The following is a 12,526-nucleotide window of genomic DNA, read 5'->3' on the forward strand; positions in this document are numbered from 1 at the left end:
GCAATTTCCGCAGGCGGCCGCCACTGTCAGGAAAACTCGTCGTCGGTGCGGGCCGCCATGATGAAATCGTTGCGGTGCAGGCCCCCGATGGCGTGGGTCCACCAGTTCACCCGGACCTTGCCGTACTCCAGCAGGATGGCCGGATGATGATCCTCGGCCTCGGCCAGTGCTCCCACCCTGTTGGTAAAGGCCAACGCCTCGGCGAAATTCTTCAACTTGAAAGTTCGCTCAAGCTGCTTTTCGCCTTTGTACTCCACCACCTGCCAGTCCGGCACCTCCCCGAGCAGGCCGCTGTAATCCTCCGGTAACAGGGGTTCACTGCCCTTGTTGCAGGGCTCGCAACTGCTGTGCTTGAGATCGGTCATGGTCTGTCCTCCTTGCTCAAGTGCCTGACATTACAGCGTGGACCGGGGAAAGGCTCAAATCAACCGCGGCAAAGATTGAAATCCCGGCAGTGGCGATATACTGTATATTTAAACAGTATTACGGAACTGCCAAGCATGAAGGAACTTCTCGACACCCTGATTCACGATGCCCGGGTCTGGCAGGGCAACCAGCAGCAGGCCCGCCCTCACCTGCCCGCTGAAAGCACCGGTTTTGCCGCCCTTGACCGGCAGCTCCAGGACACCGGTTGGCCCCGGGGTGCCCTCATCGAGTGCCTGATGGACAATGCCGGCATCGGCGAATTCCAGTTGTTGCTGCCGCTGATGCGCAGCCAGCAGGCTGCAGCCAGAACCGTGTTCCTGGTCAATCCGCCTCACACACCCTATGCGCCGGCGCTGGAGCGGCTGGGGGTCAACCTGTCACAGGTGGTGATCATCCAGACCAACAACGCCAGCGATGCCCTCTGGTCGCTGGAAAACTGCCTGCGCTCGCCGGTGACAGGCCTGGTCATGGCCTGGCCCGGGGTCCTCAAGTCCCGCCAGATCCGTCGCCTGCAGCTGGCGGCCGAAGCCGGCGGCAGCCATTGCGTCCTGTTCCGCTCCAGTGCCGCAGCCGCCAACAGCTCCCCGGCGGCCCTGCGGCTGCAACTGACACCGGAGCAGGATCTGACCCTGGCGGTGAAGGTCCTCAAGCGTCGCGGCGGCTGGGCCAGCCAGGACTGTCGCCTGCCGCTGCCGGAACGCGCGCCGGTGCGGCCCCAGGCCAACGCCCGGGTGGTTCAGGGGCCCTGGCCGGAGCGCAACACCTGACATGCTCTGGCTCTACATCCATTTTCCGCACCTGCTGCTGGACCATATTCGCAGCAGCCGCGATGCATCCGAGCCGCTGGTGGTCACCGATGCCCAGCAGCAGTCGGTCTACCAGGCCTGCCCCCAGGCCCGGGCCCTGGGCATCCAGCCCGGCATGCGCCTGAAAACCGCCATCAGTCTGGCGCCGGCGCTGGCTTTCAGCCACGCCGCGCCGGAGCGGGAGCAGCAGGTGCTGGAACAGCAGGCCCGATGGCTTTACCGCCATGCCGCCCATATCACCCTCTGCCCACCGGACGGCCTGCTGGCGGAAGCAGCCAGCATGCACCGCCTTCATGGTGGCCTGGACAATTTCTGGCAGACCCTGGTGGAAGCCCTGGACCAGCGCCAGCTCACCGCTTGGCTGGCCACCGGCCGCACTCCCAAGGCAGCCCGGTTCCTGGCCCGCAGCCAACGCGGGCAATGCAGCGACAGCTCCGGGGTGCTGGATCGACTGGTGGCGGAGCTGGGTATTTTCCAGGCCGGCCTGCCCGAGCGCACCGCGCAACGCCTGGCCCGCATGGGCCTGACCACCCTGGCGGAGCTGTTCAGCCTGCCGCCGGCCGAGGTGGCACGGCGTCTGGAACCGGAAACCCTGCGGCTGATCCAGCAGCTGCAGGGCAGCCGGCCGGACCCGCAAACGCCCTGGTCACCGCCCCACCGCTTCGTTCAGCGTCTGGATTTTGCCTGCGACATCGAACAGGTCTCCGGTCTGCTGTTTCCGCTTCAGCGCATGCTGGGTGAGCTGGAAGACGATCTGCAGTGGCGCCAGCAGGATACCGACCGGTTGCAGCTTGCGCTGCACCACCGTCACCAGCCCGACACCCGACTGACGCTGCAGACCGCCGGCCCGGAACACCGGGCCGCCAATTTCCTGGCCCTGGTGCGACTGCGCCTGGAACAGCAGGCCCTGGCGGCGCCGGTGGCGAGCATGACCCTGGCAGTACAACGCTTCATCCCCAGGGAGCAGCCCACCGGCGCCGACCTGCTGGGGGACGGCAGCCGCCCGGAAGAGGGCTGGCAGACCCTGATGTCGAAGCTCCAGGCCCGGCTCGGGGACCAGGCCCTGAAGGTGCTGGCGGCGCGGCCGGACCATCGCCCGGAACGGGCCTGGCAACCGGTACGCCTCAGCCGGCCCGACAGCTCCGCCGGCCAGCCCCGTCCGGACGCCCCCAGCCGCCCCCTGTGGCTGCTGCAGACGCCGCAACCGGTCGTGCAACTGCCCCAGGCCTGGCTGGCCGGGCCGGAAAGGATCAGCGGTGGCTGGTGGGATGGCGAGCGGGTACAGCGGGACTACTATGTGGCCCAGCTGGGCTCGGGCCAGCTGGCCTGGGTCTTTCGCGATGTCAGCGGCGGCTGGTTCATCCATGGCCTGTTCGGTTGACGGTCAGGCGGCCCCATGGCTTACGCGGAACTGCATTGCTTCAGCAATTTCACCTTTCTCACCGGCGCCTCACACCCGGCCGAGCTGGCCGAGCGCGCCCAAGAGCTGGGCTACCAGGCCCTGGCCATCACCGACACCTGCTCGGTGGCCGGTATTCCAAGGGCCTGGGCCGCCCTCAAGGACAGTCCGGTCAAGCTGATCACCGGCAGCCACTTCCAGCTCCACGACCGCTCGGTTGATGACACCCCGGTGGCGCTGGTGCTGCTGGCCCGCAGCCGCCGGGGCTACGGCCAGCTCTGCCAGCTGATCACCAGCGCCCGACGCCGGGCCCCCAAAGGCGACTACCGTCTCCACCAGGACGACCTCACCTGCGAAGCGCTCGACGACTGTCTCTGTCTCTGGCTGCCACCGGCGCTTGACCGGGCCAGCCCGGAGCAGGCCCTGGCCACCGGGGAATGGCTGCGGGAAGTGTTCGGCCAGCGGCTCTGGCTGGCGGCGGAACGCACCCTGGAAAGCCGGGAGGAGGAACACCTGCACCAGTTGCGGCAGCTGGCGGAGTGCCTGGGCCGACCCATTACCGCCACCGGCAACGTCCACATGCACCGGCGGGAACGCCAGCCGCTGCAGGATGTACTGACCGCCATTCGCCATCGCTGCTCCCTGGACAGCGCCGGCCTGCGCCTGTTCCAGAACGGTGAGCGCTACCTGCGCCCCCTCAAGGTTCTCAAACGGCTTCATCCGCGGGCCTGGCTGGCGGAAACGCTGGTGATTGCCGACCAGTGCCATTTCGACCCCGGCAGCCTGCGTTATGAGTACCCCGCCGACTTGGTGCCGCCGGGCCGCAGTGCCGGCGACTACCTGCTTCAGCTGACTCGGGAGGGTGAGCGCCGGCGCTTTCCCGAGGGTACACCGCTGCCGATCCAGGCGCTGATCCGCAAGGAGCTGGGGCTGATCGCCGAGATGAAGTACGAGCACTATTTTCTGACCCTGGAGGACATCGTGCGCTTTGCCCGCAGCCAGGGCATTCTCTGTCAGGGCCGGGGGTCGGCGGCCAATTCAGCGGTCTGTTACTGCCTTGGCATCACCGAGGTGGACCCCCGCAAGGTGGAACTGCTGTTCGAGCGTTTTATCTCCAAGGACCGGAACGAGCCACCGGACATTGACGTGGACTTCGAGCATGACCGCCGCGAGGAAGTCATGCAGTACATCTACCGCCGTTATGGCCGTGAGCGCGCCGCCCTGGCGGCCACCGTCATCCGCTACCGGCCCCGCAGTGCCATCCGCGACGTGGGCAAGGCCCTGGGCTTCGACCCGGCACTGGTGGAACAGCTGCTCAACGGTATCGACTGGCGCGACCGGGAGACCGACTGGCGGGAACAGATCCTGGCCAAGAAGCTGACCCGCAATCCCCGGGTGGCCAACCAGTTCTTCCACCTGGTGAATACCCTGCTGGGCTTCCCCCGCCATCTGTCCCAGCACGTGGGCGGCTTTGTCATCAGTGCCGGTCCCCTGGCGGAGCTGGTACCGGTGGAGAATGCCGCCATGGCCGACCGGACCGTGATCCAGTGGGACAAGGACGACCTGGAGAGCCTGGGCCTGATGAAAGTGGACGTGCTGGCCCTGGGCATGCTGTCCGCCATCCGCCGGGCCCTGGCCTTGGTAAGCGAGTCCCTGGGCCGCCCCATGCAGATGCAGGACATTCCCGCCGAGGACAAAGCCACCTACGAGATGCTGCAAAAAGGTGACAGCATTGGTGTGTTCCAGGTGGAATCCCGGGCCCAGATCAACATGCTGCCGCGGCTGAGGCCCGAGAAATACTACGATCTGGTGATCGAGGTGGCCATTGTCCGGCCCGGTCCCATCCAGGGCGACATGGTGCACCCCTACCTCAAACGCAAGCACGGCCTGGAGCCGGTGAACTATCCCAATGAGGCGGTGCGGGGGGTCCTGGAGCGGACCCTGGGGGTGCCCATCTTCCAGGAGCAGGTGATCAAGCTGGCCATGGTGGCCGCCGGCTTCAGCGCCGGCGAAGCCGATCAGTTACGCCGGGCCATGGCGGCCTGGAAGTCCCACGGCGACATGACCCCGTTCCGGGACAAGCTGATCCGAGGCATGCTGGAGCGGGGCCACAGCGCCAATTTCGCCGAGAGGCTCTACCAGCAGATCTGCGGTTTTGGCGGTTACGGTTTTCCCGAGTCCCATGCCGCCAGCTTTGCCCTGCTGGTGTACGTCTCCGCCTGGCTCAAGCGCCACCACCCTGCCGAATTTTTCTGCGGTCTGCTCAACAGCCAGCCCATGGGGTTCTATTCCCCTTCCCAGCTGGTGCAGGACGCCAGGCGCCATAACGTTGTGGTGCGCCCGGTGGACATCAACGCCAGCGCCTGGGATCACACGCTGGAGGGCCCGGAGCGGGCTCTCCGGCTGGGCCTGCGGCTGATTCGCGGACTGTTGGAAACACCGGCCCGGCAGCTGGTGGCACAACGGCCCGCGCAAGGCTACCGCCACACCGATCAGCTTCGCCGGGTAGCTGGTGTCAGCCAGCGGGACCTGGAAGCCCTCGCCGGCGCCAACGCCCTGCAAAGCCTGAACCATAACCGCCACCAGGCCTACTGGCAGCTGCTGGGTCACCAGACCCCGGCGGCCCTGTTTGCCGGCGAGACCGGCACCGACTACCAGGCCAGTCCCGTCGCCCTGCCCGAGCCCACCGAAGGCCAGACCATTCTGGCGGACTATGCCAGCCAGGGCCTGACCCTGCAGCGCCACCCTCTGGCCCTGCTGCGGGAACAGGGTCACCTGCGTTACTGCCTCAGCGCCCGCGCCCTGATGGATGCCGAACCGGGGCGACCGGTTCAGGTCGCCGGCCTGGTGACCGGACGGCAACGGCCCGGTACCGCCTCGGGGGTCACCTTCGTCACCCTGGAGGACGAAACCGGCAACATCAACGTGGTGGTCTGGCTCAACACCGCCCGGCAACAGCGCCAGCCCCTGCTCACCGCCCGGCTGCTGCATGTGAAAGGTATCCTGGAACGGGAGGGGGATATCCTCCACGTGATGGCGGGCAAGCTTACCGACCTCAGCCACCTGATCCACAGCCTGCCGGTATCGGCGCGGAATTTTCACTGATCCGGACACAAAAAAGCCCTGACCGGATGACCGGCCAGGGCTTTCGGTTTGCTACTGCCGATCAGCCAAGCAGCTTGATCATGACGCCGGCCGCCACTGCAGAGCCGATGACACCAGCCACGTTGGGGCCCATGGCGTGCATCAGCAGGAAGTTCTGCGGATTGGCTTCCAGGCCCACCTTGTTGGACACCCGCGCCGCCATGGGTACGGCCGACACACCGGCGGAGCCGATCAGCGGGTTGATGGGTTCCTTGGTGAAGGCGTTCATCAGCTTGGCCATAAGTACACCGGCCGCCGTGCCCACACCAAACGCCACGATACCGAGGGCCAGGATGCCCAGGGTCTGGCCGTCCAGGAACTTGTCGGCCATGAGCTTGGAGCCCACCGACAGACCCAGGAAGATGGTGACAATGTTGATCAGGGCGTTCTGGGCGGTATCGCTCAGACGCTCCACCACGCCACACTCGCGCATCAGGTTGCCGAAGGTGAACATGCCCAGCAGCGGCGCCGCGTCAGGCAGGAACAGCACCACGGCGATCAGCACCACCAGCGGGAAAATGATCTTTTCCTTTTTGCTGACCGGACGCAGCTGGGACATCTTGATGGCCCGCTCCTTCTTGGAGGTCAGCGCCCGCATGATTGGCGGCTGGATCATCGGCACCAGCGCCATGTAGGCATAGGCCGAGACCGCGATGGCACCCAGCAGGTGCGGCGCCAGAACACTGGACACATAGATGGAGGTGGGGCCGTCAGCACCACCAATGATACCGATGGCGGCCGCTTCCAGGATGGTGAAATCCAGGATGCCGAACATATCCAGCAGGGCAGCGCCGATCACGGTTCCGAAGATACCGAACTGGGCAGCGGCGCCCAGCAGCAGGGTCTTCGGGTTCGCCAGCAGCGGACCGAAATCGGTCATGGCGCCGACGCCCATGAAAATGAGCAGCGGGCCGATGGTGCTGCCGATGATCACCATGTAGAAGTTCTGGAGCATGCCGTTGCCGTAGCCAAAATTCTGGGCCACGGCGTTGGCGGATGTCGCCATGGCGTAGCTGGCATCCTTGTAGGCTTCCTTGAACAGCGCCTTTACCTCGGGGGTAACGGCCTGGCCGGCTTCATAGGGGACCTCGAGCACACCCGCCATGGCCGCCAGCACCTGGGGCTTGGCAAAATGAATCGCGTTCTCCGCCGCAGTCAGGGCCAGCCCTGCCTCCGGAATGTTCGCCAGAATGCCGCCGAAGCCAATCGGCACCAGCAGCAGTGGCTCAAAACCCTTGCGGATCGCAAGGAAAAGCAGGCCCAGACAGACGGCGATCATCACCACCTGGCCAGGTTCTATATTGAACAGACCACTGCCTGTCCAGAGTGTCAGTAGTTTTTCCATGGAATGCTGGCCCTTATGCGATTGTCAGCATTTCGTCATCAGGGGATACGGCATCACCGACCTTGATGAAGACTTCGCCGACGGTGCCGGCTTTGGGTGCCCGAACCTCGGTTTCCATTTTCATGGCTTCGAGGATGATCAGCACCTGGCCCTCTTCAACGGTGTCGCCGGGAGAAACCAGAACCTTGAAGATGTTGCCGCCCAGAGGCGCCAGCAGTGGCTCGCCCTCACCCGCAGCCGGGGCAGGCGCGGAGGACGAGGCAGCCGGGGCCGACGTGGCACCGCCCTCGCCCTGGATCTGAGTGATCTCGCCACCCTCGGAGACAGCCACCACAAACTGCTTGCCGTTGACGTCGACGGTGTAGGTTTCCGGACCACCGGCTTTCTTGGCGGGCGCTGCGTCCTCGGCACTGGGCACCGGCTCAAAGGCGTCCGGATTGTCGCGGTTTTCCAGGAACTTGAGGCCAATCTGGGGGAAGAGTGCGTAGGTCAGCACATCGTCCACCACATTGTCGGCCAGCCGGATGTTCTTCTCGCCGGCCAGCTTCTCCAGTTCTTCGGTCAGCTTGTCCATTTCCGGCTCCAGCAGATCCGCCGGACGACAGGTGATTGGCTCCTTGCCTTCCAGGACCCGCTCCTGAAGCTCCTTGTTGAACTCCGCAGGCGCGGCGCCATACTCACCCTTGAGGATGGCGGCGGTTTCCTTGGAGATGGACTTGTAGCGCTCACCGGTCAGGACGTTCAGCACCGCCTGGGTGCCGACAATCTGAGAGGTGGGCGTGACCAGAGGAATGAAGCCCAGGTCCTCGCGAACCTTGGGTATCTCGTCCAGCACCTCGTCGAACTTGTCGCTGGCGTTCTGCTCGCGGAGCTGGTTTTCCATGTTGGTCAGCATACCGCCCGGAACCTGGGCAATCAGGATGCGGGAGTCGGTGCCCCGCAGGCTGCCCTCGAATTTCGCGTACTTCTTGCGCACTTTGCGGAAGTAGCTGGCAATTTCTTCCAGCAGGTTCAGGTCCAGGCCGGTATCCCGCTCAGTCCCCTCCAGGATGGCAACGACCGCCTCGGTGGGCGAGTGGCCGTAGGTCATGCTCATGGAGGAAATCGCGGTGTCCACGTTATCGATACCGGCCTCGGCGGCCTTGATCGCGGTGGCGGTGGACATCCCGGTGGTGGCATGGCACTGCATGTGGATGGGGATATCCAGTTCTTTCTTCAGGCGGGTAACCAGGTCAAAGGCCACGTAGGGCTTGAGGATACCGGCCATGTCCTTGATGGCGATGGAGTCGGCGCCCATCTCGGCCACTTCCTTCGCCATGTCCACCCACATGTCGATGGTGTGCACCGGGCTGGTGGTGTAGGCGATGGTGCCCTGGGCGTGCTTGCCGGTCTTGCGAACGGCCTTGATGGCGCGATCCAGGTTGCGGGGGTCGTTCATGGCATCGAAAATGCGGAACACGTCCACGCCATTCTCGGCGGCACGCTCACAGAAACGGTCGACCACGTCGTCCGCGTAGTGCCGGTAGCCCAGCAGGTTCTGGCCGCGCAGAAGCATCTGCTGCTGGGTGTTGGGCATCGCCTTCTTCAGCTCACGGATGCGTTCCCACGGATCCTCGCCCAGGTAGCGGATGCAGGCATCAAATGTGGCCCCGCCCCAGGACTCCACTGACCAGAAACCGACCTTGTCGAGTTTCTCCGCAATGGGAAGCATGTCGTCGAGACGCATGCGGGTGGCGAGCAGGGACTGGTGAGCGTCACGCAGAATGACGTCCGTGATCCCCAACGGTTTCTTTGTGTCTGTCATCGTGTCGGCCTTCTGTTAAAAGGTTCTAATTCGTGTGCCCGGTCACTTCTTGTGGCGTGAGCGGTATTGTGCAATCGCCTTCTTGATCGCCTCGGCGACGTCAGGATCCACTGACGTGGGCGCTTTTGGCTTGGCACGAGAGGTGCGCGCCGGGGCTGCCGGCTCAGGCGCTGAGAAGCGGTTGATCAGCTTCGACATGAGCAGGGTGGCGAACACAAGGATGAGCAGGAAGACGAACACGAATCCCATGCCGGCGACCATCAGATCCACCGCTTGTGACATCAGCTCATTCATAGAGGTGCTACCTTCAATGTTGTCCCGTTTATCCCGACCAATCGGTTTTCCCTTATGGTAAAACCGGATCGGGGGGCAAAATCTTGCGTAATTTACCGGTTTCCGGAATCTTGAGCAACCGAATCGCCCGGCTTTCCCGGGCCATCCGGCCTTCAGGTTCACCGCAAATACCCGTTTAGACAAGGCCCCGGAAGCGGTGCCTACACCAGCCTGACACGAAACCGCCGGCCCTTGATACGGCCGTTTTCCAGACGTTTCAGGGCCTTCTGGGCCAGCTCGGAACGGATGGCAACGAAGCACTGGAAATCAAAAAGATCTATCTTGCCAACCGCATCCCCGGGCAGACCCGCCTCGCCGGTGAGCGCGCCCATCAGATCCCCCGGTCGTACCTTGTCCTTGCGCCCGCCGGCCACACAAAGGGTTCGCATCGGCGGCGCCACCGGCCGGTCCGGCGTGGCCAGCAGGGCGCCGGTATCGCCCCAGGCGAGATCGCCGTCACGGGCTGCCTCCAGGCGGTTGACCCGGTGAGCCTGGGCCGGTGTGCAGAAGGTCACCGCCCGGCCCTGCTCCCCCGCCCGGCCGGTGCGCCCGACACGGTGGGTGTGAACCTCAGTGTCCCGCGCCGGCTCCACGTTGACCACCAGAGGCAGGGATTTGATGTCCAGGCCGCGGGCCGCCACATCCGTCGCCAGAAGCACCGCGACACTCTGGTTGGCGAAGCGCACCAGCACCGCATCCCGGTCCTTCTGGTCCAGGTCGCCATGCAGCGCCAGGGCGTTGAAACCGCGCTCGTTGAGGATCTCCGCCAGCTCATCGCACTGCTGGCGGGTGGTGCAGAAGGCAATGCAGGATCCGGGCCGGTGGAGGGAAAGCAGCGCCGCCAGGGCGTCGGCCTGCTGGCCTGGCTGGATTTCGTAGAACTGCTCGTCAATGTCCGGCGCCGGCTCGCTGTCAGCCACGCGCACGTCCACCGGGTCGCGCTGATACTGCTCACTGAGGGTGCGGATACTCTCGGGCCAGGTGGCGGAGAACAGCAGGGTCTGGCGCTGGCCGGGCAACTGCCCGATGATGTCGTCCATGGCGTCCCGAAAACCCATGTCCAGCATACGGTCTGCCTCATCCAATACCAGCGTCTTCAGGTGGTCAAGCACCAGAGTGCCCTTGCGCAGATGGTCCTGCACCCGGCCCGGCGTACCCACCACCAGGTGGGCGCCGTGGCTCAGGGAGCCTATCTGGGGACCAATGGCCACACCGCCACAGAGCGTGAGAATCTTTACGTTGGCAATGCTGCGAGCCAGTTCCCGCAGGGCTTTTGCCACCTGGTCCGCCAGCTCCCGGGTGGGACAGAGTACCAGGCCCTGCACCGCAAAATGCCGCACGTTCAGATGCTCTAGCAGGCCAATGCCGAAAGCCGCGGTCTTGCCGCTGCCGGTCTTGGCCATGGCGATTACGTCCCGACCGGCCAGAATCGGCGGGATGGCACTGGCCTGGACGGGTGTGGGGCGCTGGTAACCGAGCTGCTCCAGGGTGGAAAGCATGGCGGTGGACAGCTCTAGCTGGTGAAACGACGGCATAACGCATCCTGATTGAAAAAAACCGGGTCCCGGACAGGACCGCCCGTGCGTATACTACCCCATAGCGACCCTCACATCCGGTTAATAAAGGAAGGAACAGCCACCCATGCCATCACTTCAGGACCAGCTCATGAAAGCGGGCCTGGCCGATGAAAAGAAGATCAAGGCCATCCGCAAGGAAAAACACAAGCAGCGCAAGCAGCAGCCCAAGGGCCAGGTCCAGGTCAACGAAACCGAAGTTCGTGCCCAGCAGGCCCGGGCGGAAAAGGCCGAAAGGGATCGGCAGCTCAACCTCGAGCGCCAGCGGGAGGCCGAGCGCAAGGCGGTCGCCGCCCAGATCCGTCAGCTGGTGGCCAGTAACCGACTACCCAGGCGGGGCGACACGCCCTATCAGTTCGTTCACGACCGGAAGATCAAGAAAATCCATGTGGACGAGGCCATGGTGGACCAGCTTTCCCGTGGCCGCCTTGCCGTGGTGCTGGTGAGCGACCAATACGAAGTGGTGCCCGAGGCGGTGGCCCGCAAGATCATGGAGCGGGACGCGGCTGCGGTGGTGGCCCTCCACGAGCGCCAGCAACAGGATACTGGCGAGGACGATCCCTACGCCGACTACCAGATTCCCGACGACCTCATGTGGTAACAAAAAAGTTTTGCGTCGACTGCATCTGCACCGTTCCCTGGGCCGTTTCAGTGACAGCGGTTAACCGCGCTGAAATCTAACCACGGAGAGCTCAGATATGAAAATGCGTGTTAGCAAGTCTGCCCTGATGGCTACAACTCTGGGTCTTACCCTGGGCCTGGCATCTGCCCTGCAGGCCGGCCATACCAATCATGTGATCAGCACCCAGCTGTCGGCCAAGGAACTCGTCGGCAGCAAAGGCGACGCCGACGGCATGGGCCACGCCCATGTCTTTGGTGTGGATGGCGACCCGACTACCCTGTGCTACGTGATTCAGGTTGAGGGCATCCAGCTGGTGCCGGTGAAGGAAGGCATGGCGGCCCATATCCACGAGGCCGGCGCAGGCATGAACGGCGCCCCCATTGCGATGCTGGCGGGACCGGAGGACGGCGATGCCGCCGATTGCCTCACCGAAGGCGAGGAAGGCAAGTTTCCCACCGGGGAGGCGGGCATCGTGAAGCGCATCCTCGAGAATCCGTCCGACTTCTACATCAATGTGCACAACCCGGAATATCCGGACGGCGCCATTCGTGGCCAGCTGAAGGCGGCCTCCCACGAGCACGGCAAGATGTGATTCAGGGCCCAATAAAGGCTATGTGGAGCCCCGCCCCGCGCGGGGCTTTTTTATGACACAAAGCAGAACGCCTCAGCCGGAGGGGTGCTCCAGACTGAGGCGTTCTTGTAATAGTGGCGCGGCTGGGAGGATTCGAACCTCCGACCGCCTGGTTCGTAGCCAGGTACTCTATCCAGCTGAGCTACAGCCGCGTAAAACTTTCTATCCTTCCTGCCTGGCAGTTGCCTGGGCTGGGAGTATTATTCGGGCCTTCGGCCCTCACCCCTTCGGGGCCGCCGTCGCTTTGCGCCGGCGTTCCTCAGCACGCTTTGCGTGCTTCGGTCGAACCTCTTTCGGTACGAATCCCGTCTGGCTTATGAGCATGTCACAAGCACCGGGTTCACGAAAGCAGGTTCTTGATAAGTGGCGCGGCTGGGAGGATTCGAACCTCCGACCGCCTGGTTCGTAGCCAGGTACTCTATCCAGCTGAGCTACAGCCGCG

10 protein-coding genes and 2 tRNA genes are annotated in these 12,526 nt (G+C 64.2%); 5 read left to right on the forward strand and 7 right to left on the reverse strand.

Features of this window, described 5'->3' with window-relative positions:
* Positions 1–26 precede the first annotated feature (26 nt).
* Positions 27–365 (reverse strand): 4a-hydroxytetrahydrobiopterin dehydratase, encoded by a 339-nt coding sequence (locus R3280_RS08860; RefSeq protein ID WP_318998239.1) that lies wholly within the window; start codon positions 363–365, stop codon positions 27–29.
* A 135-nt stretch (positions 366–500) separates the two neighbouring features.
* Between R3280_RS08860 and imuA the strand changes: the two genes are divergently transcribed.
* From imuA to R3280_RS08875, 3 genes are read left to right on the forward strand one after another with little or no spacing between them, the layout of a single operon-like run.
* Positions 501–1,193, forward strand: coding sequence for a translesion DNA synthesis-associated protein ImuA (imuA, locus tag R3280_RS08865; RefSeq protein WP_318998240.1), 693 nt, complete (start codon positions 501–503; stop codon positions 1,191–1,193).
* A 1-nt stretch (position 1,194) separates the two neighbouring features.
* On the forward strand, positions 1,195–2,613 hold the full coding sequence (locus R3280_RS08870; RefSeq protein WP_318998241.1) for a DNA polymerase Y family protein: 1,419 nt from the start codon (positions 1,195–1,197) through the stop codon (positions 2,611–2,613).
* A gap of 15 nt (positions 2,614–2,628) precedes the next feature.
* Positions 2,629–5,736, forward strand: a complete 3,108-nt coding sequence (locus tag R3280_RS08875; protein WP_318998242.1) for an error-prone DNA polymerase — start codon at positions 2,629–2,631, stop codon at positions 5,734–5,736.
* 61 nt (positions 5,737–5,797) lie between these two features.
* On the opposite strand, the gene R3280_RS08880 is transcribed toward R3280_RS08875, so the two are convergent.
* From R3280_RS08880 to dbpA, 4 genes are all read right to left on the reverse strand, one after another.
* Entirely contained in the window at positions 5,798–7,120 is a 1,323-nt protein-coding gene (locus tag R3280_RS08880; RefSeq protein ID WP_318998243.1) for a sodium ion-translocating decarboxylase subunit beta, read from the reverse strand.
* Positions 7,121–7,133: 13 nt separating this feature from the next.
* Positions 7,134–8,924, reverse strand: a complete 1,791-nt coding sequence (gene oadA, locus R3280_RS08885; protein ID WP_318998244.1) for a sodium-extruding oxaloacetate decarboxylase subunit alpha — start codon at positions 8,922–8,924, stop codon at positions 7,134–7,136.
* Positions 8,925–8,966: 42 nt separating this feature from the next.
* Entirely contained in the window at positions 8,967–9,218 is a 252-nt protein-coding gene (locus tag R3280_RS08890) for an OadG family protein (protein WP_318998245.1), read from the reverse strand.
* A gap of 200 nt (positions 9,219–9,418) precedes the next feature.
* Entirely contained in the window at positions 9,419–10,792 is a 1,374-nt protein-coding gene (gene dbpA / locus R3280_RS08895) for an ATP-dependent RNA helicase DbpA (protein WP_318998246.1), read from the reverse strand.
* 106 nt (positions 10,793–10,898) lie between these two features.
* On the opposite strand from dbpA, the gene R3280_RS08900 reads away from it, so the two are divergent.
* Positions 10,899–11,432, forward strand: a complete 534-nt coding sequence (locus R3280_RS08900; protein ID WP_318998247.1) for a DUF2058 domain-containing protein — start codon at positions 10,899–10,901, stop codon at positions 11,430–11,432.
* Positions 11,433–11,529: 97 nt separating this feature from the next.
* Positions 11,530–12,045, forward strand: coding sequence for a CHRD domain-containing protein (locus R3280_RS08905; RefSeq protein WP_318998248.1), 516 nt, complete (start codon positions 11,530–11,532; stop codon positions 12,043–12,045).
* A 114-nt stretch (positions 12,046–12,159) separates the two neighbouring features.
* On the opposite strand, the gene R3280_RS08910 is transcribed toward R3280_RS08905, so the two are convergent.
* Positions 12,160–12,236, reverse strand: a tRNA-Arg gene (locus tag R3280_RS08910).
* Positions 12,237–12,448: 212 nt separating this feature from the next.
* Positions 12,449–12,525: transfer RNA gene (locus R3280_RS08915), tRNA-Arg, on the reverse strand.
* Between the last annotated feature and the right edge of the window lies 1 nt (position 12,526).

Source organism: Marinobacter sp. (assembly GCF_033722195.1).
Lineage (GTDB): Bacteria > Pseudomonadota > Gammaproteobacteria > Pseudomonadales > Oleiphilaceae > Marinobacter.